At 64.9% G+C, this 22,517-nt stretch carries 19 protein-coding genes; 5 read left to right on the top strand and 14 right to left on the bottom strand.

All coding sequences use genetic code 11. The features are described 5' to 3' along the window. Positions 1 to 160 precede the first annotated feature (160 nt). Together SJY41_RS06570 and SJY41_RS06565 are read right to left on the bottom strand one after the other, a co-directional pair. The gene (locus tag SJY41_RS06570; RefSeq protein WP_380780147.1) at positions 161 to 511 is read right to left on the bottom strand and encodes a hypothetical protein; all 351 of its coding nucleotides are present in this window, start codon (positions 509 to 511) and stop codon (positions 161 to 163) included. After that, positions 508 to 1,380, bottom strand: a complete 873-nt coding sequence (locus SJY41_RS06565; RefSeq protein ID WP_380780145.1) for an alpha/beta fold hydrolase — start codon at positions 1,378 to 1,380, stop codon at positions 508 to 510. Before SJY41_RS06565 ends, SJY41_RS06570 begins: the two co-directional genes overlap by 4 nt. Positions 1,381 to 1,566: 186 nt before the next feature. Here SJY41_RS06565 and SJY41_RS06560 point away from each other — a divergent pair, with 186 nt between their 5' ends. Then, entirely contained in the window at positions 1,567 to 2,499 is a 933-nt protein-coding gene (locus tag SJY41_RS06560; RefSeq protein WP_380780143.1) for a GlxA family transcriptional regulator, read from the top strand. A 1,006-nt stretch (positions 2,500 to 3,505) separates the two neighbouring features. Here SJY41_RS06560 and SJY41_RS06555 read toward each other — a convergent pair. Both SJY41_RS06555 and SJY41_RS06550 read right to left on the bottom strand, forming a co-directional pair. After that, positions 3,506 to 3,976, bottom strand: a complete 471-nt coding sequence (locus SJY41_RS06555; protein WP_380780141.1) for a group 1 truncated hemoglobin — start codon at positions 3,974 to 3,976, stop codon at positions 3,506 to 3,508. Between the two features lie 12 nt (positions 3,977 to 3,988). Further along, positions 3,989 to 4,885 carry a DUF3034 family protein gene (locus SJY41_RS06550; protein ID WP_380780139.1) on the bottom strand — a complete coding sequence of 299 codons (897 nt, stop codon included), beginning with the start codon at positions 4,883 to 4,885 and terminating at the stop codon, positions 3,989 to 3,991. Positions 4,886 to 5,024: 139 nt separating this feature from the next. Between SJY41_RS06550 and SJY41_RS06545 the strand changes: the two genes are divergently transcribed. Continuing rightward, complete coding sequence (locus SJY41_RS06545; protein ID WP_380780137.1) at positions 5,025 to 5,624, top strand: methylamine utilization protein; 600 nt, start codon at positions 5,025 to 5,027, stop codon at positions 5,622 to 5,624. Continuing rightward, positions 5,624 to 7,963, top strand: a complete 2,340-nt coding sequence (locus SJY41_RS06540) for an EAL domain-containing protein (protein ID WP_380780135.1) — start codon at positions 5,624 to 5,626, stop codon at positions 7,961 to 7,963. Before SJY41_RS06545 ends, SJY41_RS06540 begins: the two co-directional genes overlap by 1 nt. 180 nt (positions 7,964 to 8,143) lie before the next feature. Here SJY41_RS06540 and SJY41_RS06535 read toward each other — a convergent pair whose 3' ends face one another. After that, positions 8,144 to 8,548, bottom strand: a complete 405-nt coding sequence (locus SJY41_RS06535) for a winged helix-turn-helix transcriptional regulator (protein WP_380780132.1) — start codon at positions 8,546 to 8,548, stop codon at positions 8,144 to 8,146. Positions 8,549 to 8,630: 82 nt separating this feature from the next. Between SJY41_RS06535 and SJY41_RS06530 the strand changes: the two genes are divergently transcribed. Further along, complete coding sequence (locus SJY41_RS06530) at positions 8,631 to 9,365, top strand: SDR family NAD(P)-dependent oxidoreductase (RefSeq protein ID WP_380780130.1); 735 nt, start codon at positions 8,631 to 8,633, stop codon at positions 9,363 to 9,365. A 338-nt stretch (positions 9,366 to 9,703) separates the two neighbouring features. Here SJY41_RS06530 and SJY41_RS06525 read toward each other — a convergent pair whose 3' ends face one another. Further along, a complete protein-coding gene (locus SJY41_RS06525; protein WP_380780128.1) occupies positions 9,704 to 11,017 on the bottom strand; it encodes an NAD(P)/FAD-dependent oxidoreductase in 1,314 nt (437 codons plus the stop codon). 92 nt (positions 11,018 to 11,109) lie between these two features. On the opposite strand from SJY41_RS06525, the gene SJY41_RS06520 reads away from it, so the two are divergent. Then, complete coding sequence (locus SJY41_RS06520) at positions 11,110 to 11,730, top strand: TetR/AcrR family transcriptional regulator (RefSeq protein ID WP_380780126.1); 621 nt, start codon at positions 11,110 to 11,112, stop codon at positions 11,728 to 11,730. 11 nt (positions 11,731 to 11,741) lie between these two features. On the opposite strand, the gene SJY41_RS06515 is transcribed toward SJY41_RS06520, so the two are convergent. From SJY41_RS06515 to SJY41_RS06480, 8 genes are all read right to left on the bottom strand, one after another. Then, entirely contained in the window at positions 11,742 to 13,136 is a 1,395-nt protein-coding gene (locus SJY41_RS06515) for a carbohydrate porin (protein WP_380780124.1), read from the bottom strand. 91 nt (positions 13,137 to 13,227) lie between these two features. Continuing rightward, positions 13,228 to 15,681 carry a membrane-bound PQQ-dependent dehydrogenase, glucose/quinate/shikimate family gene (locus SJY41_RS06510; protein WP_380780123.1) on the bottom strand — a complete coding sequence of 818 codons (2,454 nt, stop codon included), beginning with the start codon at positions 15,679 to 15,681 and terminating at the stop codon, positions 13,228 to 13,230. Between the two features lie 108 nt (positions 15,682 to 15,789). Further along, a complete protein-coding gene (locus SJY41_RS06505; protein ID WP_380784074.1) occupies positions 15,790 to 16,416 on the bottom strand; it encodes a cation-transporting P-type ATPase in 627 nt (208 codons plus the stop codon). Beyond that, positions 16,413 to 16,991: a general stress protein gene (locus tag SJY41_RS06500; RefSeq protein WP_380780121.1), complete on the bottom strand. Its 579-nt coding sequence runs from the start codon at positions 16,989 to 16,991 to the stop codon at positions 16,413 to 16,415. Before SJY41_RS06500 ends, SJY41_RS06505 begins: the two co-directional genes overlap by 4 nt. A gap of 69 nt (positions 16,992 to 17,060) precedes the next feature. Further along, the gene (locus SJY41_RS06495) at positions 17,061 to 19,163 is read right to left on the bottom strand and encodes an oleate hydratase (protein ID WP_380780117.1); all 2,103 of its coding nucleotides are present in this window, start codon (positions 19,161 to 19,163) and stop codon (positions 17,061 to 17,063) included. Positions 19,164 to 19,242: 79 nt separating this feature from the next. Continuing rightward, positions 19,243 to 19,875, bottom strand: a complete 633-nt coding sequence (locus tag SJY41_RS06490) for a response regulator transcription factor (protein ID WP_380780115.1) — start codon at positions 19,873 to 19,875, stop codon at positions 19,243 to 19,245. Next, on the bottom strand, positions 19,868 to 21,430 hold the full coding sequence (locus SJY41_RS06485; protein WP_380780113.1) for a PAS domain S-box protein: 1,563 nt from the start codon (positions 21,428 to 21,430) through the stop codon (positions 19,868 to 19,870). The genes SJY41_RS06490 and SJY41_RS06485 overlap by 8 nt, the downstream gene beginning before the upstream one ends. Positions 21,431 to 21,692: 262 nt before the next feature. Continuing rightward, entirely contained in the window at positions 21,693 to 22,511 is an 819-nt protein-coding gene (locus tag SJY41_RS06480) for a universal stress protein (RefSeq protein ID WP_380780111.1), read from the bottom strand. Positions 22,512 to 22,517: the final 6 nt, after the last annotated feature.

Here is a 22,517-nt window from a genome sequence, read left to right as displayed (position 1 = left end):
TCTTGCCGATGCGGATCAGGCAGTGACGAATTTGTGAGCGGTTCGGCGCGGATCCGCTCGGTGTGTGTTTGCCCCACATGCCGTGAGGTGCGTCTTCGATCCGCGCCCGAGAGCGGAGGTAGGCAGGGAGAGCACGTCGCGGCGCGTGTGAAGACTTGTATCAGCCGTCGCGTGCGAGCAGACCGAGCGGCCATAGCGGCCCGATCGGAATCAGCTCGAATGTCATCATTCCCGCCTGCCCCAGTGGCAGTGCCTCGAGCAGCGCGTGTGCCTCGTCCGCATCGGTGACATTCATAAGGAATACCGCACCCTCGCCGTCGGACCGCGCGAACCACTGGTCGATCTTGCCCGCCAGCATCAGCGCCATCGTCTCGCGCGCCTCGAACGGCATCACCGCAGCCCGCTTCTCCGGAAGCGCCGTATCGGTCCAGCGACCCAGTGCGAGCACGCGCGTAACGGGCACGTTCGCGAGGACCTTCACCTCGGCGGGGGTGGGGGCATTCGTGTTCATCCTAGCATCTCCTTGGCGACCAGCGCCGGTTCGTCTGATTGCAGCCAATGGCCGGCGTCCACCGGATGAAACGTACCGTGACGAAACCGGCGTGCGCGTTCCTCGCCCATCGCCGCGGTCAGATACGTGTCGCCTATGCCCCAGATGACGGTCACCGGCATGTCGAGCGTGGCGACTTCGTCCAGTCGGCCGCTGTTGCGCGCGAGCTCGGCGTAGAAATGGGCTGCCATCTGCATAAATGCCGGCGCTGCACTTGGCTGCGTCATAAAATTGGCGGCGATCAACGGCCCGATCGTGGCATTGAACCGGGCCCTATGTTTCGGCGCCAAGGCGGCGGCGAACTGCCCCCGCTGCCATTCGAGCAGCCACGCGAACTGTGCAGGGCTCACCGCAAACTGCCTTGCCAGCGCGGACAGTGCGGGATCGCCGAACACGACAATCATCTCCGGCCAGCCTGCCAATGGCGACGCATCGAACGCCGAATTGAGCATGTGGAGGCGCGAGACCGCGTCTCGGTGGGCGAGCGCGAAATCAATAGCGACGATGCCTGAGGAATCATGCGCTACCAGTTCGACGGCACCGAGGTCGAGATACGCCACGACACGCTCGAGATCGTCGCGTTGCTGCGCAAAGTCGTGAATCGCGTCGGCCGGTTTGTCCGAGGCGCCGAAGCCGAGGAAATCGAAGACGACGACGCGACGACCGGCTGTCAGCAGATGCGGAATCAACGCGTCGTATATTCCAAGATTGTCGGGAAACCCGTGCATCATGACCAAAGCAGGACCGTGCCCCGCATGGTCGCGCGCGTAGATCCGCGCCACGCCTTGTCCGCTGGGGATGCGATGCTCTGCGAAAGATGGCAACGACATCATGACGCTTCGTAGCGACGCGCGCACTCCCGAACGTTTCGCAGAGCCCCTCCCTCAACGGCGTTGGCATCCAGTTTCAGCAAGATCGTTGTTCAGATCCCGGACAGTGGCGGTCGGTTCAGTAATAGCACTGTCCAGTATTTGCAGAAACGTCGTATACCCCTCCTTTCAGGTCGTGAGGAAATCATGATAACCGTCGAATTCGTCGTGACCCCGGGTTTTCCTGTCATGAGTTTGGCGGCGCTATCCGTATTTGAATTCGCCAACCTCAGCGCTCCAGAGCCAATCTATGACGTTAAGATCTTGTCCGAATTTGGCGGGCCGATCGCGACATCGTCCGGCGTGACCCTGATGACTTCGCCTTTCTCGGAATTGCCGTGCGATACGCTGATCATCGGCGGCAATACCCAGGTCGTCCCGACGTCACCGCGACTGGCGGCATTCCTGATCGAAACGGGGGTTGCCTCCCGCAGGCTTGCGGCAATCTGTACCGGCGCGTTCGCGCTGGCCGATGCCGGTCTGCTGAAGGGGCGCCAGGTGACGACGCACTGGGCGTTCACGGAAACCTTCAGAGCGCGTTTTCCCGATCTCGACTTGCTGGAGGACCGGCTGTTCGTCATCGACGGCTCGGTGTGGACCGCCGCGGGCAACAGCGCCGGGATCGACCTGACGTTGTGCATGCTCGAAAACGATCTCGGCTTCGAAATGGCGCGTGCGGTCGGGAAGACACTGGTCATCGACTATCAGCGCACCGGGGGAAGACCGCAGTCATCCGTCCACCAAACCTTCGCGCCGCGCTCCGATCGGATCCAGGACGTGTTGCTGTTTGTCAGGAGCAACCTAGGCAAGTCGTTGTCGGTTGATGACCTAGCGCGTGTCGCCGGCCTTAGCCCGCGTCAGTTCAGCCGGGCGTTCGGTACCGAGACGGGAACGTCGCCCGCCAAGGCCGTGGAAGGTCTGCGGGTTGAGGCCGCTCGCCAGATGATCGAGCAAAGCCGGCATAGCATCGAAATGATTGCTATCGAGACAGGCTTTGGCGATCAGGAACGGATGCGTCGCGCGTTCCGGCGCGCGTTCGGTCGTTCGCCACAAGCCATGCGTAAAGCCAAGCGGGCGTGAGGCTAACGCTGCCCCTTCACGCAAAGAGAGGTATGGGCAATGCTGACGTGCCTTGCGCGACAAGCGCTGGATGCATGTCGACTGACAAAGGCCATCTGGGCGACGACGGACGTCGTCTCCTTGGTTGCGGTCTGGCTGCCGGCGCAGGCCTGCCCTTCACGCTAGGCGCTTAGATCAGCACCGCGCTCGGCGGGAACGCCAGCCTGCTGGGCGTCGCACGCTGCACGTTTCATGGTGAACTGGCCCGCCTGGAGATCGCCGCGATGCCAAGCAATTTGGTGCCGCGGCTCCCGTCGGAGTCGATGGTGACCATCGCGTTACTACAACTGGCGACGGCCTCGTCCGAAGCGTTCTAGAAGAAATTAGACGGAGCAACCACGCGCGGTGAGGCAATCGAGGGGGTCATCTACATCACTGCCGGCTCGGTCTAAGCGGTTCAGCGCACGCTGTTGCTGAGCTACGCCTGCTCGACACGCCATCCCGAAGTCACGACAGTCGTGCAGCAATGAATGAACAATAGTCGCGCAGTGCTTAAGCGGTTCTTTGCTCCCGTCACGGCGCGGGCGCTGGATGCCCCTGTCGAGAGAAATAGCATTCACAAGTCGATCGACTCCGCACATCTCGACCGGATGCAATCCGCATGATCAATGGTAAGTTGACCAGAGCCTCACCGTAACGGGTGCTCAGTCCATTAAAGCTATGCTTACCGCAAAACGCGCTTCCGCTGCGCCCAGAATGGCACCGTATGCGGTCTTGAAAAGCAAGGCAGTCAGGAACGACCACGTTGCTCCAGTCAGCGGAATGAACGCTGCGTGACATAGCCACGCAATCGCAGCGGCGACGGTCGAGGCGAGCAGGCTCCGGAGCAGCACGTTGTGCGGCCAATCTGGTGTTCCCGGCAGCAGCGCGATGCGGCAGGCGGGGAGACTGCGGCGGGCAGGCTATGCTGGCTGCGGTGTCGCAACCCGCGATATGGCGTTGCTCGAGCTCAACGCCGGCAGCGACGTTAACGAGTGACCACTTCCGGCTTCATGACGGCAAGCTTGGCGAGAAAAGCGTTTTGGGTTGGGAACGGCACACCCTCGCGACGCATGGCGGCCTGAAGGTTTTCAACCAGCGCGTTCATGTCCATGGTCTGGATGCCAAGGTTTTTGTGCGCAGTCGCCATGTCGCGACCGGTGTAGCGGCAGCTGCCGTTCAACAGGACGCAGAACTGCTCCTTCAGCGTGCGGCGCAAGCGGATCATGTCCTGCCCCTTAAAGATGTTGCCGATCCGCGGATCGGCCTGGCTCGTCGCTACCAGATCGTCGACGATCCGGTCGATGCCGGCCATGCCGTGAAACGCCTTGAGCATGGCAACGCCTTTGAACGGATCGCCGCCGGCATTGGCATCGCTCATCGGATAGGGCGCGACCGGGTCCTCGCCGCGTGGTGTGGGCGCTGTCTGAAGGAGGACGAACAGGGCAAGAAAGAGCATCGAAATCGTTTCCTAGAAGGCGGTCTGGAGCGACAGGAAGCCGCCGCGTTGGCGCTCGGCCGTCGCGATCGATCCGAGATCGACATAGGCCGCGGTCGCAGTCAGGTTTTTGTTGATCGCATAAGCGGCATAGGCGGTCTTCCAGTCATTCTCCTTGGCGAACCCGAGATTATCGGGTTTGGACCGGTATTCACCGCCGACGACCAGCTGGCGCGAGATCTGGTAGCCGAGCGTGCCCTCGACCTGGACGGTACGGTTCGCGCCGCGATCGCCACCGAACCCGAGCAAGCCGTTCTGATTGGCCTTAGTGTAGCGGAGCGTGGTACCGAGCAGGATGCTCTGTCGTAACAAGAGCTTGGTAGCAGCCACATAGATATCCGTACCACTTGCGTGGTGTCCGCCGACCGCGGCGATGATCGGCGCATCGAGATTGTGCTTGTACTGCGCGCCGATCGCGATCTGCGGCAGGTAGGGGCTGCCATAGACGGCATCGCCGGCGATACGCAGCTTGGCACCGAACACGTCCTGATTTAGCGTATAGCCGCGGCCGATACCAAGCTTTTGGCCAACGTCTCGCGTGTCGAGATTCTGTCGAGCGTAGCTCAGTTCCAACCGGTCGTGGACCCCGATGGCTGCGCCGTGGCTTTCCCACCGATAGTCCGGGAGGAGGATGATAGAGACATGCGCGGACCCGCCGATCCCATCGACGGTTTCATTGCCCGCGATCAGCGCCCAGGTAGAGATGCCGCCGCCCGAACTGCCCTCGATCGTGGTGACGCCGTTGGTTAGCATTAGCTTGCCGCCGGCACGACCCTCGCGGGCTTCGGCGGGTGCCGCTGTCACGACGGCGATCGCCACTAGGACCTTGGCGATACATCTGGCGACAGTCGAAGGCGAAATGCGAATCATCCCGCATCTCATGGAGACCATTGGTTAATTCCCGGTCTCCCAGGCTGGGCCAGCGTCACGTAGCTTGGTCAAAAAAGTTAGGGACGAGCACCGGTGACGTTTACGGGTTCGCAATCCTCCGACCGTTACTGCCAAGTCCATGTACGCATTTGTTCTCCGCCTGACCTCGACGATCGTAGCGCTTGCGCTCCCTATCGCGGCGCATGCCGCCACGGTAGCGATCGATGTGCGTGGCTTCGATGGCAAGCCGCTGGTCAACGCGGTAGTCACGATCGAGACACCCAAGGCGCCGGGGCTGACGGTGCGCGGGCCATACATGATCGAACAGCGCGACATCGCATTTCAGCCGCATGTGCTGATCGTCCCCGTCGGTGCGACCGTCGGCTTCCCCAACCGCGACCGGGTGCGTCACCACGTCTATTCGTTTTCGAAGACCAAGAAGTTCGACCTTAAACTGTACGGGCAGGAGGATGCGCGGACCGTCCTGTTCGATCGTCCGGGCGTTGTCCCACTCGGCTGCAACATTCACGACTCGATGAGCGGGTTCGTGTTCGTGACCGCCACTCCGTTTGCCGCGCTGACCGATGAGGCGGGGCATGTCAGCTTTACCGGCGTGCCGGCGGGGACGGGTACGGTCCGCGTCTGGCACCCCTCGATCCGCGCGCCCGGCAGCATGGCGTCCCAGCTGATCGACGTCGCCGCCACCGGCCTTGCCACGACCTTCGTGCTGCACCGGTGATGCGTCTGCACCCGCCGAGGTTCCGCCATCTCCGGACCAAGCTGTCGGTGCTGTATGCGAGCCTGTTCGCGGTGACGCTGGTGCTGCTCGCGGTCGTCGCGCAGGCGATGATCTGGACGCATGCGCGCGAATCCGTGCGCCAGGAACTGATCACCAGCGGCAGCGTCTACGACCGGATCTGGTTGCTCAGGTCGCAATCACTGATCGCATCGGCCGATCTTCTGTCGCGAGATTACGGATTTCGCGCAGCAGTCGCCAGCGGCGATCGACCCACGATCGCGTCCGCGCTCGCCAATATCAGCCGCCGGGCCGAGGTGACCGCCGCATTCGTGGTCGATCAGGACGGTCAGGTTACCGGCCCTACAGGCGCGCTGGCGTCGACCGTCGCTCGGTTCCCCTTCGCGGTTCCGGACGGCCGGCGCGACGCGGTGGTTGTGGTGGCAGGGCAGGTGTATCGACTGATCCTGTCACCGGTGATGGCACCGACGCAGGTCGGCTGGGTGGTCTTCGCCGTACGACTCGACGTTACCGAGATGCACGCGCTCGAACGGCTCTCCGCGATCCCGCTTATCGCGACGATCATGCGCAACGATGGCACAGGGCGCTGGCATGCAGCGGACAGGTCGATCGGATCGGACGCCGCTGTCGATGGTTTGGTCAAGGCGTCGCAATCGACGCGGACACTGGCCACGCTCAATTTGCCCACCGGCCGCGCTTTCGCCATCGTCAAGCCGCTGGCTGGCCTGACAAATCGACCGCAGGCGGCAATCCTGATCCGCTATCCGCTCAACGCCGCCTTGATCCCGTATTTGCCGCTACAGGCGGGCATCGCCCTGGCCGGGCTGGCCGGACTGATCCTCGTAGTGTTCGGCAGTCGGCGGCTGGCGTTGGGAATTGCCGGACCGATCGCCGCGTTGGACGCCGCGGCGCGCGCGTTGGAGGAGGGTAGTCGCGCCGAAATCGTTGTGAAGGGCCGCGACGAGATCGGCAGACTTGCGGCCAGCTTCAATCGGATGTCGGTCGGTATTTTAGAACGCGAGAACCGGATCACGCATCTCGCATTCCACGATGTCCTGACCGGCCTGCCGAACCGGACGTACTTTCGTCAGTCGCTCGACCAGGCGATCCTCCAGGTCGGACGCACCGGCGGGGCGATCGCGGTGCTGTGTCTCGATCTCGATCGCTTCAAGGGCGTGAATGACACGCTCGGCCATCCGGTCGGCGATGCGTTGCTGAAAGCGATCGGCGCAATGTTGGGTGAGGAGGCGCCCGACGGGCTGGTCTCACGGCTGGGCGGCGACGAATATGCGATAATATTGTCGGGCCAGTTCGATGCCGACCGTCCGCGCGCCCTCGCGCAGAGCATTCTCGACATGATGCGCCAGCCGGTCGCGGCCAATGGACATCAGATCGCGACAGCGGTCAGCATCGGCATCGCGATCGGACCGGTCGATGGCGAGGACGCCGACGAATTGCTCAAGAATGCTGATCTCGCGCTGTATCTCGCAAAGGAAGATGGTCGCGGCGTCTTCCGGTTTTTCGAACCCGCACTCGACGCTGCGGCGCGCTGGCGTCGGCAGGTCGAACTCGATCTTCGCGAGGCGATCCAGGCGGGCCAGTTCGTCCTCAATTACCAGCCGGTGTTCGACCTGAAGGCGGACCGGATCGGCGGGTTCGAAGCGCTGGTGCGCTGGCATCATCCAGAGCGCGGCATCGTCCCTCCGGTCGAATTCATCCCGATTGCCGAAGATACCGGGCTGATCATCGCGATCGGCGAGTGGGTCATGCAGGAGGCTTGTCGTCAGGCGATGCACTGGCCCGAGCATGTCCGCGTCGCGGTCAACGTTTCGCCGCTGCAGTTCCGCAACACCGGGTTCCAGGCGATCATTCTTCAGGCGCTCGCGCATAGTGGCTTGGCACCCGACCGGCTCGAGATCGAGATCACGGAATCGGTCTTCCTCGACGGCGAGGGGCCGGTAATCGCGTTGCTGCACCAACTGCGCGCGATGGGGATCCGCGTTGCGCTCGACGATTTCGGCACTGGCTATTCGTCGCTCAGCTACCTGCGCAGCTTCCCGTTCGACAAGATCAAGATCGACCGTTCGTTCATCACCAGCATCGCTAGCGATCCAAGCGCCGCGGCGATCGTCCGTGCGATCGTCGACCTGGCGACCGCGCTCGACATGGAAACGACCGCCGAGGGCGTCGAGGATACCGGCCAGCTCGACCTGCTGCGCGGCGAAGGCTGCGGTAATATCCAGGGCTATCTGTTCAGCCGCCCGGTTGAGAGTTCCCGTATTGCCGGACTACTCGCGACCAGAAGCAGCCAAGCCGCCTAATATGACCGCTGTCGTCCAGTACCCACTCGATCCTGAGCAAAGTCCGGCAGATACGTACTGTCAGCCTGAAACGGCGTGAGCTGAAGTAGAACCCGAACGGGCGGCCGATATCCGGAAGCCGCCTAGTCTGTGCCGACGTCCAAGTCTGCCCGCCTCGAATGCAAAACCGACGGTAGGCGGCTAACCGGGCTTCTTGCGCATCCAGCCGTCGCGTTCGACAAAGATCGCCTGCATCTCTGCCATGTTCTTGGTACCCCAGATGCATAACGGCTCGAGCGCCAAGGCGAGACTTTGGCCGAGCTGCGTCAGCGTGTAATCGACGCGCGGCGGCACTTCCTTATAGTCGTTCCTGCGCAATACGCCGTCCGCTTCCAGCTCCTTCAAATGCTGGATCAGCACCTTGTCGCTCACGTCACGCACGGCGCGCTTGAGTTCGCCGTAGCGCGTCGGCCCGCGCAACAGGAAATACAGGATGAGCGGCTTCCATTTGCCGGAGATGATCTTGAGCGTCGCATCCAGGCCGCAGGTGAAGGCCGGCGCGACGGGAGCGGACTCTGCGACAGTGGACCGAAGCTTATCCAACATTTTTGACACTTACCAAAAGGTGCATACTTGCTGATAGGTAGGTTGAGAGCCAGCTGCATGCAACCGAGAACTGGAGGCATGTATGAACCGACTTGAAGGCAAAACTGCGATCATCACCGGCGGCGGCACGGGCATCGGCCTGGCTTCGGCGAGGCGTTTCATCGAGGAAGGGGCGTTCGTCTACATCTTCGGTCGAAGGCAGGAGAAGCTGGACGCAGCAGTGGCCACACTCGGCGCGAATGCGCGTGCGGTGGTGGGATCCGTTACCGATGCCGACGATCTAGACCGGCTGTTCGAAACGGCGAAACAGGAGCGCGGCACGCTCGATATCCTGTTCGCCAATGCCGGAACCGGCGCGCTGGTGACGCTTACCGAGATCACGGCCGAGCATTATGACGAGACCTTCGACATCAACGTGAAGGGGACGATTTTCACCGTGCAGAAAGGCTTGAAGCTGATGGGCGAGGGAGGTTCGGTCATCCTCACTGGGTCGACCACCGGCGTGATGGGGACGCCTGCCTTCAGTATCTACAGCGCGTCGAAAGCTGCTGTTCGCAATCTCGCGCGCAGTTGGGCCCAGGATCTGCGTGGTACGGGTATTCGCGTCAACGTTCTATCGCCCGGACCAACGCTGACCGAACTGGCGGCTGAAGTCGTCGGTCGCGACGCGATGATCGAGATGGGGGCTACCACGCCGATCGGGCATGTCGGCGATCCGTCCGAAGTCGCGGCAGCGGCCGCGTTCCTCGCATCGTCGGATAGCAGCTTCATGACCGGCAGCGAACTGTTCACGGATGGAGGCCTAGCTCAGATTTAAAGGATTGGGCCAGCGGGCAAGGAAGCCCGCTGGCTTCGAAAGCGGTTGGCGGGCAAGTTTGCTCGCCGCCCAATACCCCGTCCCTTTCGATCTTTCCCGGGACACCGACCTGCCATTGCTAACCGCGAAGCTTCGACGAGCCTGCGATGTGCGCAAACCCGCGGGCACCGGCCCCCGTCTAGAGTAATAAAGGTAGAAGTCTCGTTCCGTCGTTGCCCAATTGTTTAGCACCAGAAGCAGGTTGCCATCGGCTTCAGACGTGGAGAAACAGTGGCTCAAGGGCGATACAACGCGATTATCTGGCAGCGATACGAGTCGACTAAGGTTGGCCTTGGCAATCAGTGTAACTTCAGCCTTGGCCGGACGATCTTGTTAACGTGGCCGACGACGATCAGCGCGGTGCCCTTCAGCCAGCCGTGAATCGCGATCAAGTGCATTCGGTACAGCGATAGATACACGAAGCGGGCGAGGCGGCCTTCGATCGCGAGCTTGCCGCCGACCAAATTGCCCATCAGCGTGCCGACCGTCGAGAAGCGGCTGAGCGACACCAGCGAGCCATGATCGTTGTAGACGAATGGCCGCGGCGGCTTGCCGGTCATCAGGCGGTTGAGATTGTCGAACACCGCCGACGCCATCTGGTGCGCGGCCTGCGCGCGCGGCGGCACCGGGCGGTCGCGGCCGGGAAGCAGGCACGACGCGCAATCCCCCATTGCGAAGACGCGGTCGTCGATCGCGGTCTGGAGCGTCGGCGTGACGACGATCTGGCCGCTGCGCGAGAGTTCGAGACCATCGAGCCCGCCGGGGATCGCCGCTGCCTTCACGCCTGCCGCCCAGACTTGAAGATCGGCGTCGATCCGGTCGCCATTGCCGGTGGTCATGCCGTCGCGATCGGACGCGGTGACGGGCGTGTTGGTGAGGACGCGGACGCCGAGCACTTCCAGTTCGCGCTGTGCCGCCGCTGCCAGCCGCTCGGGAAGAGCGGGCAGGATCCGCGTGCCGGCTTCGATCAGCGTGACGTCGAGGCGGCTGCCATCGAATACTTCGAGGCCGTAATAGCCGAGGGCGGCGGCGGCGTTGAAGAGTTCAGCGGAGAGTTCGACGCCGGTCGCGCCGCCGCCGACGATCGCCACGCGGACGCGCGCGTCGCTGGCGGGATCGGTGGTCATGGTGCGCGACACGCGGAGGCACTGGTCGAGCAGACGATCGCGGAACCGGTCGGCCTGCGCGCGGCTGTCGAGGAAGGTGCAGTTCTCGGCCACGCCGGGCGTGCCGAAATCGTTGGTCACCGAGCCGTATGCCAGCACCAGGTAATCATAGCGGATGCTGTGCGCAGCGATCACCTCGCGGCCATCCTCGTCGTTGACCGGCGCGAGATGGACCTGTCGCGCGGTGCGGTCGATCGCGGCGAGCGCGCCGTAGAAGAACCGGTAGCCCCAGCGGTGGCAATGGCTGCGATAGCCGACCTCGTCCATGTTGGCGTCGAGCGAGCCGGTCGCGACCTCATGCAGCAGCGGCTTCCAGATATGCGTGCGGTTGCGGTCGACGACGATGATGTCGTGCCGCTTGCGGCCATAGCGCGCGCCGAGCCGGGTCGCGAGTTCGAGCCCCGCGGCGCCGCCGCCGACGATGACGATCTGGATCTTGGCGGTCATGATGCGGTACCTCGTTCAAGGGGGCGGGCGGATCGAACCGACGTGGTACGGGCGCGATTGCCAACCATGGTCGGGGCGGCCAAAGGCAGAGCGTGCAGGACAGTTTTACCGAACGAAACCGCCTCGACATCATCGCGGTCGCGACGGCGCATTTCGCCGACAAGGGCTTTGCCGGTGCGCGGGTCGACGAGATCGCGGCCGCGACCGCTACCTCGAAACGGATGCTCTATTATCATTTCGGCAGCAAGGACGGGCTGTACCGCGCGGTCCTGACCGAGGCGTATCGCGGCATCCGATCGGCCGAGCTCGATGCCGGGTTGGACGCGATGGCGCCGATCGCGGCGCTCGATCATCTGGTCGCGCTGACGTTCGATTATCATTTCGCGCATCCCGAACTGGTGCGGCTGGTGATGGACGAGAACATGCGACACGGCCCGCATGTCGGCTCGGTCGCGGAGGCGCACAACGAACTCATCTTGCCCAAGACGCAGGGGCTGCTCGATCGCGGTGTCGCGGACGGCAGTTTCCGGCCGGGGCTCGACGCGGTCGACCTGCACATGACGATCAGTGCGCTCGCATTCTATTACGTGGCCAACCGCTATACGTTCGGGACGCTGTTCAAGGCCGACATGCAGAGTGCGGAGGCGGCCGCACGGCGCCGCGTGCAGGTGGTCGAGACGGTCACGCGCTATTGCCGTGCCAATGCGGACTAGGCGCGGGGCGATCAAAACTGCACCTTGACCTGCGACCCTACCGCCAGCGCGTTGCGGGTGGTGCGGAAGCCGAACGCGCCGGGGCTGACGATGTACTGGACGTCGGGGCGGATGCTGAACCAGCGGCGTGCCTGGATGCCGTAGCTGAGTTCGATCGCGGTCTCGCCGGCGGGGAGCGAGGCATAGCTGTCCCCGATAGCCGTCGCTTCGACGGCGGCGTAGCGCAGGCGTGGGTTCACGATAGCGTGCGTGACGCCAAGCGACAGCGTGTCCAGGTCGCGTCCGGCGAAGGTGCCGGCCTTGACGAGGCCGGCGGCGTACCAGCGAGTGATCTGGGCAGAGCTTTGCGGATTGGCGGTGAACTGGCCGAAGATCGACAGGCCGCGAGGGCCGTTGCCGTCGCGCAAGACCATCTGGTCGGCGAGGACATAGACGCCGCGGCGGCCGCGGATCCTACCGGTCTCGCCCTGGCGGGCGACGCGCGACGTGTCGTAATAGGCGCCGAGTTTGTAATGCCCCGGCAGGACGTGGCTGCCGGCGATGATGCCCGGATCATATTCGACCTCGATCGGGAGAATGACGCCGCTGGTGCCCCCGGCGAACGGGCGGAAGGCGTTGTGCTCGTCGCCGAGCCGGGTGTTCACCTGGTACACGCCGGTGCGTAGCGCGATGTCCGGCCGCACCCGGTAACGGACCGCGCCACCCCAGCGGGCGTTCGGGTAGTTGTACCAGCCGCTATCGCCCGACAGCGAGAGGGGATGCGCACAGAACGCCGCGTTCACGAAGTTGCAGCCGAGCGCCATGCCGCCGAGATCGTTGCCCATCGCGAAATAGCCGAGCCGCAGATTGAGCTTTCCGTCCGCGAAGTCCTGTTCGTAGCTGAGCTCACTGAGCCGGGTATATTGGCCGCCATAGGCTTCCTGGATCGGCAGGCGGTTGCCCACATAGTCGGACGATATGCCGATTCCGCGCCGATCGTTGAGCGTGACATGGACTTGCGCGCTCGACCAGCCGACCAGAGTATCGAGGTCGAAGTCCATCCCGGCGCGGATCTGCTGCGTGTAGGCGGTGCCGCGCTTGAGGCCGCTGCGGACCACGCCGAAGGTTTCGGAGACGTAATCGGCGCGGACGCTGATGCCTGCTTCCTTCAGGTCGGTGCGCAAGCCGCCCCAATCGCCGGTCAGCGTATCGCGCGGGTGCGGCGCGGCGAGCGGCTTGGCGACCGCGGCGCCCTTGGGGGCGGCGGCGTCGTGGGCCCGGGCCGGACCGGACGATGCGGCCGTCGTCTGCGCGGGGCTCGGATCGATCGCCTGCGCATCCGCACCGGGGATCGAGACGACGGTCGCTACGGCGATGAGCAGACCGCAACCGGCGGCCCGCGCGATATTCTGGATATGCTGGGTCACGAGCCCTCCGTCCCGCAACCCGATCGGTCGGTGGGGGAATTACTGAAACGAGCGCGGCAGAAAGGGGGCGAGGGTGTCTCGCCCCCAATAATTACAGCGCGTAGGCGATCACATAGTCGCCGCGGTCGGGCGACTGACGCGCGCCACCGGCGGTGATCACGACATACTGCTTGCCGGTCCTCGGCGATTTGTAGCTCATCGGTCCGCCCTGGCTGCCGACCGGGAGGCGGGCCTTCCACGCTTCATGGCCGTTCGCCGAGTTGAACGCGCGCAGATAATAATCCTGCGTGCCAGCGATGAAGACGAGACCGCCCTGCGTTGCCAGCGTGCCACCCAGCGTCGGCAGGCCGATCGGGATCGGCAGGCCCATGCGGATGCCCATCGGGCCGGTATCGCGGACCGTGCCGACCGGAACCTGCCATTTGATCTGGCGGGTCGTCATGTCGATCGCGGTCAGCGTGCCGTAGGGCGGCGCCTGACAGGGGACACCGAGCGCCGACAGGAAGCGGTCCTTGATCACCGAATAGGGCGTGCCCTTGAGCGGTACGCTGCCCATGCCTGTGTTGGTCGCCTCGCCGCCGGTCGCCGCGAGCGCGTGCTTGTTGTGGGTCTTGTCCGGGCCGGCCTGGTTGGCGGTGGGCTGCTGGATCATGCGTACCCACAGGCCAAGCCGCATGTCGTTGGCGAAGATCGTGTTGGTGGTCGGATCGGTCGAGAGCCCGCCCCAGTTCATGCCACCAAGCGAGCCCGGGAAGCTGAGCGACTTGTCGGTGCCGGGCGCGGTGTAGAGCCCTTCGTAACGCATCCCCTTGAAGGCGATGCGGCACAGCAGCTGATCGAACGGCGTGGCGCCCCACATGTCCGCCTCGGTCAGCGTGCCCGCGCCGATCTGCGGCATGCCGACCGAGCGTGGCTGGCTAAGCGCATAGGGTTCGTTCGGGATATTGGCGGCCTTGACGGGGACGTTGGCGACCTTGGTCAGCGGCCGGCCGGTGACGCGGTCGAGCACGTAGAGCTGCCCGGCCTTCGTGCCGAACACCAGCGCCGGTACCTTGCGGCCGTTGACCGGGAAATCGACGAACGACGGCTGCATCGGCAGGTCGAAGTCCCACAGATCGTTGTGGACGGTTTGAAAATGCCACTTCTCACGGCCGGTGGTCGCATCGAGCGCGAGCATCGACGCGCCATAGGTGTGGTCGAGCGCGCTGCGGGTGACGCCGTAGAGATCGACCGAGGCGCTGCCGACCGGCATAAACACGGTGTTGGAGGCGGGGTCGTACGACATCGCCGCCCAGACGTTGGGCGTCGAGCGCGTGTAGGTCTTGCCGGCGGCAGGCATGCCGGTGATCGCGGGGTTGCCCGGATCGAATGCCCAGCGCAGCTTGCCGGTGATGACGTCGAAGCCGCGCATCACGCCGCCCGGCATGTCGGTCTGGACGTTGTCGGCAACGCGGCCGCCGACGATGACCGTCGTGCCGGCGAGCGTCGGCGCGGAGGTCAGCTGATATTTCGGATCAGGCGCATCGCCGAGTCCGGCCTTGAGGTCGGTCTTGCCGTTGGTGCCGAAGCCTGGGCAGAACTTGCCGGTGTCGGCATCGAGCGCGACCAGCTCGGCATTGATCGTGTTCATCAGGATGCGGCGCTGGCACACGGCGCCGGTCGGCACGGTGACGGCGGTGACCGGCGTGGCGCCGGGGACGCTGGGCTGCTGGAGCGGCGCATGGACGTCGAAATAGGCGAGCCCGCGGCACCGCATCCACACCGAGGCGCGGGCGTTGATGATCGTCTTCCACTTCTCGCGGCCGGTATCGGCGTCGAGCGCGATGACGTTGTTGTGCGGCGTGCAGATGAACACGGTATCGCCGACTTGCAGCGGCGTATCCTGGTCCTCGGCGCCGTTGCCGTCGCTGACCGCGATGTCGCCGGTGTGGTAGGTCCAGGCGACCTTCAAATTCTTCACGGTGTCGCGGTTGATCTGGTCGAGCGCGACGAAGCGGCTGCCGCCGGTCGTGTTGCCGTATGCTTCCCAGTTCTTCTGCTCATGCGCCGCGTCGACCGGGATCAACGGGTTTTCGGCGCCGGCGAAGGCGACCGTGGCATGCGGCACGAACATCGCCGCGGCACCGCCGGCCGATGCGAGCGCGAGCACGGCGGTGACCCCCAAGGCGCGGCGCCATGCGGGCAGACGTCCGCTGGCGAGGCGGAGCAAAGGATAGGATGCGGCGACCACGGTCGCGCCGACGCTCATCGCCAGCAGGCGCGAGATCAGCGGCCAATAGGTGAAGCCGACTTCCCACAGCGCCCAGGCGATCGTGACCAGGAACGTGGCGCCGAAGACGAGCGCACCGGCCGGGCGACGGCGCGCGATCAGGATGCCGGACGTGAGCAGGGCGATGCCTGCGACGACGAAATACAGACTGCCGCCGAGCGTCGCGAGCTTGGCGCCGCCGATCGTGAAGACGAGTCCGGCCAGCACGATGACGGTCCCCAAGACGGCGAGCCAAGCCTTGGTAATCCAGCCATTCTTCACGTTCGTGCCCGACATGCGGCAATTCCTTCGGTCCTGGCATGCGTCCAGGACGGACCGCCTGCGATGGTGGCACGCCAACTCTCTTGCCAAACCGGAGTCGCCGTCTCACTCGATGTGTACTACCTAGTACACTGGCTGCCGCCGTTCAAGACCGTCGAATTTAGACGCGATTCTTGAGGCTTCGGCGGCGGTGGTTGCCGGGACGATGCCGACGCGCTTGTCGACCGGATAGGGTTCGCCGGTCAGCGCGGCCTCGTTCGCGGTGAACGCGGTGCTGTTCAGGATCAGCGCGTCGGCGGGAATGATGTCGCCGGCGCGCACTTCGACGATGTCGCCGGGCACGACCGCTTCGACGGCCACTGTGCGGAACGCGCCGTCGCGGCGGACGCGCGCGGACACAGCGACCGACTGGCGCAGGACCGTCGCGGCGTGGGTGGCCTGTCCCTCCTGATAGGTGTCGAGCAGTACCGAAAAGCCGAGGATCACGACGATGATCGACCCGCCGACCGCATCGCCGGTCGCCGCAGAGACGAGCCCGGCGGCGAGCAGAATCAACGACAGCGGCTCTAGCAACCGCCGCGCGATCGCCCGTACAGGGCCGGTATGCCTCTCTGCGCTGTCGCTGTTCGGGCCATAGCGCGCAAGGCGCCGCGTTGCTTCACTCTCGGCAAGTCCGTCACGCGACGTTTCGAGCTCGGCCAGCAGCGCGTTGGTCGCCTTGGTCCAGAAGGGCGGCTCGCCCTGCGTCAGGCGACCGGCTCGGCGATAGGCAGTTCGCCGGTCAGTTGCGTATGCGGCGACGTATTGCCGTGGTCATGGTGGACCGTGATCCGGCGCGGGCCGAGCGGTTCCAGCACCAGTTTGGCCCGCTCCATTTCCGCTTCGCTGCCGTGTGCCATCACCAAGAACCCGTCTGCGACGATATCGGTCTCGTAGGTTAGGATCGAGTCCTCGGGGATGCCGAGGCTGGCGAGCGCCGCGACCAGCGCGCCAGTGCCGCCAAGTACGACCCCGCCCTCGATCGCCGCGATCACCGTTGCCGCCAGATGTCCGAGCAGAACGACCCCGCCGACGACAGGAACGGTCGCGTAGAGTCCGCCCATGAACAGCCCCCACAGGCCGCCCCAGAGCGCGCCGCGCGACCCCCAGAAGCGGATCCGGTCGCCGCTGTTGTAGAACCCCGTCGCGGTCTGGTCGCTGTGATAGCCTTTGCCGACGATGCTCAACCGCCGCAGCCCGAACCCCGACGCGGCAAGCGCCTTCACCGCGGCATCGGCCTGGGCGTGGTCGTCGAACACGGCGACGATCGAATGGCTGAACTTCATGGCGTGATCCTCGGTCAAGGAACGTTGCCAAACCGTACGATCGGGATGCGGCGGCACCAGCGTCGGGAACTACCTACCGTGCGTGCTGGCGGGTGTGAGATCGTGGAGCGCGACGAACCCCTTCAAAAGCACGCGCGGATCGAACGCCCCCCTGTAGACCGCGGGCGGTGATCGACGCAGGCCGAGCAGCGCGTACACCGCGGTCTGTGCGGACCGCACCGAATATTCGACGGTGAAGACGCAGTCGTCGGGGAGTTCGCAATATTGGCCGATGACCGCGAGGTTGGCGGTGTCGGCCGGTATGACGTCCGGCCGGTCGCCGTGCCGTCTCGGCATGAACTGGCTCGTGATGAACGGCATCATGCAGGGGATGCAGATCGCGTTGGAAAGGATCGTGTCGGCCTCCGCGACGATGCCGAGATGGCCCAGGATCTCGATCATGATTTCGCGACCGGTGCAGTCCGCCATCGGTTTTCTTACGAAATCGCCGGGCGCATCGACCGTCAGCCCGTATCCCCAGAACACTGCGACGTCGTTGGGCTGGCCGAGGAAATGCGGCTGGTACGGAATGACGATCGAGGCGAGCCAGCTCGACTCGGGGAAGGTGATCAGCCCGCCCTCGCCGGGGACATTGCCCGTCGCGTCCTGGATCAGCGCGAGCAGGGTCGCGTCTTGCAACGTGGCCGTGAACGACACCCATTTCGATCGGTCGACGTCTTCGGTGAAGACCGCCGGCCTGCCGAATTGCGGCCGCCCGTCCGCGAGTTTCTTCCACAACGCCCATCCGCCGCCGGCGTTCGCGCCGAGCAGGTCTGGGGCGGCGTCCATCGATCCGAGGCTTGAGCCCTCGGTCATCGAGCCGAGCGTGAGCAGCACGTAGTCGTCGGTATCGACCCGGATCTCGCTCGTCTTCGCACCCTCGGCGATGCGGATGCCGCGGACGACGGTCATTCCGTCTTCGTCGGCGAGGCGCAGATCGGTGACGACCGTGTTCATCCGGAAGCGCACGCCGCGCGCGACGAGCCAGGCGTGGAGCGGGCGAACCAGCGAGTCATACTGGTTGAGCCGCGTCCGCATGATCCCCTCGAGCCGGTTGAAGCCGCCAACCATGTGCGCGAAGCGGAGCAGATAGCGCTTGAACTCGACCGCGCTGTGCCACGGCTGGAACGCGAACGTCGTGCACCACATCAGCCAGAAATTGGTCTTGAAGAAGCCTGAGTCGAACTGGTCGGCGATGCTCGAACGGTCGAGGATCGCTTCGGGCGTGATCGCGAGCCGTTCGAGTCCGTGGATTTGATGGCTCGTCAGGCCAAATTCGGGAGCGACGTGGCGCTTGCCACCCGAGAACAACCGGGAGTGCGACGACGTCTTCATCACCGCGTTCCAGTCGAAGATATCCTCGGTGACGGTCTTGTCGCCCGCCACCGTCGGGATCGAGGCGAACAGATCGAAGGTACAGAGGTATTTTGATTCCAGCATCCGCCCCCCGCGCAACGAATAGCCGTTCTCCGCCGATCCACCGCCGTCGAGGCTGCCGCCGAGCAGCGCACCCTCGTCGATGATCGTGATATCCGCGCCACGCATGTCGCCGTCGCGGATCAGGAACGCAGCCGCCGCGAGCGACGCGATCCCGCCGCCGACCAGGAAGGCCCGTCCCTCGTCGCGCGGGACGGGCGCGGTGTCGGGGTCTTCGTGGAATGGGTCAGTGGTGGGCATGGGAACGTCCTTGGTAAAGAAGGGGCAGTGCGCGCGGCTTACCTTTCGGCGTTCCAACCGGACCAGCCGCGGTCGATCGAGGCAGCGATCGCGGTGAGGCAGGGGGGCGTCGCCGGTGGTGCGGTCGAGGATGCGATCGCCGTGTCGCTCGGCGGCATGGATCAGCGCAGCCGGTGGAACGGAGCCGTCGAGCAGGATCGCTTTACCGTGCCAGCCGGAGGCGCGCATCGCGTGCAAGGTTTCCAACCCGCTGCCGTCTGCGCTTTCGACGTCCACGATTATACACGGGAAATCACGCGAGCGCGGATCGGCGAGCAGCGCCGCACTGGTCGCGTACGAGCGCACGTCGTAGCGTTCCGACAACAGCATGATCTGGCGCGCGCGGCGGATCGCGGGATCGCCATCGACCAGCGAAACGCCGATGCCGTCATGGGATTGCGTAGATTGGTCGGTCATCGGGCGGTCCTCGTTGCGACCTTCGATGGCACGCGCCCCGCGCCACGTCTCTACGTAGAAGACGAGGGCGTGCAGGAGCTCAGGCCGGTTCTGCGGTCTCGCCAAGTCCTGCCGAAAACGCGATGCGCAGGACGTCCGACAGGCTGCGTGCGGCCAGCTTTTCCATCAGATTGGCGCGGTGCACTTCGACGGTGCGGGTGGCGATGTCGAGGTCGTAGGCGATCAGCTTGTTGGGGCGGCCCAGCACCATGCCATCGAGCACGTCGCGTTCGCGCGGGGTGAGGGCGGCAAGCCGAACGAGTGCGTCCGCGGCGGCGAGGTGATCGCGGTCGGACCGTGCCGCGTGCGCCAGTGCTGTCTCGATCGCGGCGAGCAAGACGCTGCGCTCGAACGGTTTTTCGAGGAACTCGATCGCACCCGCCTTGATCGCTCGGACCGCGAGCGTGACGTCGCCGTGGCCGGTCAGCATGATGACGGGCAGCGCGATACCGGTCTGTGCCAGGCGCGCCTGTACCTCCAGCCCGTCGAGATCGGGCATGCGGACGTCCAGCAACACGCAACCGCGTGTTTCGCGCGTCACGGACTTCAGGAAGTGCGTGCCCGCCGGATAGGTTTCGACCGCATACCCCGCCTTGCGCAGCAGGAAGCCGACCGACTGGCGGATCGCCTCGTCGTCGTCGACGATGTGGACTGTGCGGAGTAGGTCAGTCATCGGTGTCGCCTTCCTGTAGGGCGGCGAGCGGCACGGTGAAGTGGAACGCGGTGCCGCCCGTAGCGACACCCTCCGCCCAGATTCGGCCGCCATGCGCCTCGACGATCGTCCGGCAGATCGACAGGCCGAGGCCCATGCCGTCTTCCTTGGTGGTCGCGAACGCTTCGAACAGCCGCGCGCGAACTTGGCTGTCGATGCCGGAGCCGGTATCCGCGACGGTGATCTGCACCCAACCCTCACGCTCGGACGCGGTGGCGATCGAAAGCGTGCGGATCGGCGAGACGGCCATCGACTGGATCGCGTTGCGGATGAGGTTGACCAGCACCTGCTGGATCTGAATGCGATCGACGCGGACGAGGACCGGGCTTGGCGGCGCGGTGTTGACGACGGTCACGCCCGCTTCGTGCGCGCCGAGCAGGCCAAGGCTGGTCGCCTCCTCGACGAGCAGGTCGAGGCGTTCGTCCCGGAACCCGGTATCGCCGCCATCGACGAATGCGCGCAGCCGGCGGACGATCGTGCCCGCCCTCAACGATTGCGCCGCGGCCAGTTCCACCGCTTCGGCGATGTCGGCCAGCAACGGGTCATCGCTGCCGTCGATCATCGCCCGCGTCGCCTCGAGGTAGTTGGCGATCGCGGTCAGCGGCTGGTTGATCTCGTGCGCGAGCGTCGAGGCCATGGTGCCCATGGCGCTGACACGGGAAACATGGACGAGTTCGGACTGAAGTTCGTGGAGGCGGCGTTCGGTCGCCTGGCGGTTGGTGAGGTCGCGGATGAAGCCGGTAAAGATGCGTTCGCCCGCGATCGACGCCTCACCAACCGCGAGTTCGATCGGAAACGTCTCCCCCCCTTTGCGCATCGCACGTTCGAGCCTGACGTTGCCGATGACGTGGCGCTCGCCGGTGTGGCGGTATTTGCGCAGGTGCGCGTCATGGTCGCGCGCTTCGGTCTGCGGCATCAGCATCGCGACGTTCTGGCCGATCACCTCGCTCGCCGCATAGCCGAAGACGAGTTCGGCCGCCGCGCTGAACGAGGCGACGATGCCGTTCTCGTTCATCACGATCATCGCGTCGGGGACGGTGTTGAGGATCGAGCGGAGGTGATGTTCGCGGCGGACGATCGCGGCTTCGGCGGCCTTGTCGTGCGTGATGTCGCGGATCACCTTGCCGAACCCGCGCAGTGCGCCCGCGTCGTCATGCAGTGCGGTGATCGTCACGTGCGCGAGGAATTCCGAGCCGTCCTTGCGGACCCGCCAGCTTTCCTCCTCGATCCGGCCGCAGTCATGCGCGCGGGCGAGGTCGGCCTTTGGTTTTCCCGCGACGATATCGTCGGCAGGGTAGAAGATCGCGAAATCGCGGCCGATGATTTCCGCCTCGGCCCAGCCCTTGATCCGCTCGGCGCCGCGGTTCCAGATCGTCACGCGGCCGCGGGGATCAAGCATGTAGATCGCGTAGGTCGTCGCGCCGTCGATCAGCAGCCCCAGTTCCTCGGCGAGCGCTGCATCGCCGCGCGCCACCGCCTGGGACCCGGTATCGTGCGGAGACTGCGACGCGATCATGCGGGCGGTGCGGTTGCTCGGGGAACGCAGAGGCAAGTCATTGAGACGCGGGCCTTGTTCGACACACTGGTCCGATCCGGCAGGGGGCAATACTATGATACCCTCGTTCGGAACATGACGCATGTTAAGCCAAAGACCCGCTATATGCTAATAGTCCTTCTATGATCACGATCGCCGCCAGGATCGTGGCGCCAACGATTAGTCTTGGGTTCGCCTTGGCAACCGGGACGAGATACTTGCCGATCGTGGAAACGGTCATGGCTCAGTGCGACAGCAACGTGCAGCGCCGGTCGCGCAGCAGCAGGTCGCGGGTGACCCCGCCGAACGCCCATTCGCGGATCCGGCTATGGCCATAGGCGCCCGCGACGACGAGGTCGGCATCGACCTCGTTCGCGATCCCGGCAAGCGTGTCGATGCTGGTCCCCTTCATCCGAGCGACCATTTTGTCCGCATCGACGCCGTGGCGTGCGAGCCATGCGGTGACGTCGTCGACCGGTCCTCGCGCGTGGGTCGCGTCGATCGCGACCTCGACGATCACGACGCGGTCGGCGGCCTGGAGCATGGGCAGCGCATCGCTGATCGCCCGGCGGCACTCGCGTGTATCGGTCCACGCGACCATGACGGTCGCGAAGGTCGCGGTGGTGGCGCCGTCGGGGACGACCAGCACCGGGCGGCCCGCACGGAGGATGAGGTCACCGGTGTCGGCATGCGTCGCGAGGTCGGCGAACCCGGGCCCGGCGCTGGTGATGACGAGGTCCGCGGCCCGCGCATTCTCCGCAACGACGTGCGCGATGTTGACGATCGTCGGGATCGACCGCCATTCAAGCACGTGGTGCGCGAGCCGTTCGTGCGCGTGGAATTCGGTCTTGGCGCGGGCGAGTTCGTCGGCAACGATATCGCGTTCGATCACCGCATATTCACCGCCGAGATAGCCGTCGCACGACCCGATCGGCACCGGCTGGCAAGCAGCGATGCCGATCACCGCGGCGCCGTACTGGTCGGCGAGCGTCGCGGCGACGTCGAGCAACGCGGCGTTGGCGCGGCCGCCGTCGAGATGCACCATCAGGGTCGAATAGGTCATGCGCGG

Origin of the sequence: Sphingomonas sp. R86520 (assembly GCF_042466285.1) — a bacterium.
GTDB lineage: Bacteria > Pseudomonadota > Alphaproteobacteria > Sphingomonadales > Sphingomonadaceae > Sphingomonas.
Note: the sequence above shows the minus strand (reverse complement) of the source record. Positions and strands in the feature narration are given on the sequence as shown.

Excerpts from the sequence above, each read along its gene's own strand:
- SJY41_RS06570 (WP_380780147.1), bottom strand. The coding sequence starts at position 511 with ATGAACACGAATGCCCCCACCCCCGCCGAGGTGAAGGTCCTCGCGAAC.
- SJY41_RS06565 (WP_380780145.1), bottom strand. The coding sequence starts at position 1,380 with ATGTCGTTGCCATCTTTCGCAGAGCATCGCATCCCCAGCGGACAAGGC.
- SJY41_RS06560 (WP_380780143.1), top strand. The coding sequence starts at position 1,567 with ATGATAACCGTCGAATTCGTCGTGACCCCGGGTTTTCCTGTCATGAGT.
- SJY41_RS06555 (WP_380780141.1), bottom strand. The coding sequence starts at position 3,976 with ATGCTCTTTCTTGCCCTGTTCGTCCTCCTTCAGACAGCGCCCACACCA.
- SJY41_RS06550 (WP_380780139.1), bottom strand. The coding sequence starts at position 4,885 with ATGATTCGCATTTCGCCTTCGACTGTCGCCAGATGTATCGCCAAGGTC.
- SJY41_RS06545 (WP_380780137.1), top strand. The coding sequence starts at position 5,025 with ATGTACGCATTTGTTCTCCGCCTGACCTCGACGATCGTAGCGCTTGCG.
- SJY41_RS06540 (WP_380780135.1), top strand. The coding sequence starts at position 5,624 with ATGCGTCTGCACCCGCCGAGGTTCCGCCATCTCCGGACCAAGCTGTCG.
- SJY41_RS06535 (WP_380780132.1), bottom strand. The coding sequence starts at position 8,548 with ATGTTGGATAAGCTTCGGTCCACTGTCGCAGAGTCCGCTCCCGTCGCG.
- SJY41_RS06530 (WP_380780130.1), top strand. The coding sequence starts at position 8,631 with ATGAACCGACTTGAAGGCAAAACTGCGATCATCACCGGCGGCGGCACG.
- SJY41_RS06525 (WP_380780128.1), bottom strand. The coding sequence starts at position 11,017 with ATGACCGCCAAGATCCAGATCGTCATCGTCGGCGGCGGCGCCGCGGGG.
- SJY41_RS06510 (WP_380780123.1), bottom strand. The coding sequence starts at position 15,681 with ATGTCGGGCACGAACGTGAAGAATGGCTGGATTACCAAGGCTTGGCTC.
- SJY41_RS06500 (WP_380780121.1), bottom strand. The coding sequence starts at position 16,991 with ATGAAGTTCAGCCATTCGATCGTCGCCGTGTTCGACGACCACGCCCAG.
- SJY41_RS06495 (WP_380780117.1), bottom strand. The coding sequence starts at position 19,163 with ATGACCGACCAATCTACGCAATCCCATGACGGCATCGGCGTTTCGCTG.
- SJY41_RS06490 (WP_380780115.1), bottom strand. The coding sequence starts at position 19,875 with ATGACTGACCTACTCCGCACAGTCCACATCGTCGACGACGACGAGGCG.
- SJY41_RS06485 (WP_380780113.1), bottom strand. The coding sequence starts at position 21,430 with ATGATCGCGTCGCAGTCTCCGCACGATACCGGGTCCCAGGCGGTGGCG.
- SJY41_RS06480 (WP_380780111.1), bottom strand. The coding sequence starts at position 22,511 with ATGACCTATTCGACCCTGATGGTGCATCTCGACGGCGGCCGCGCCAAC.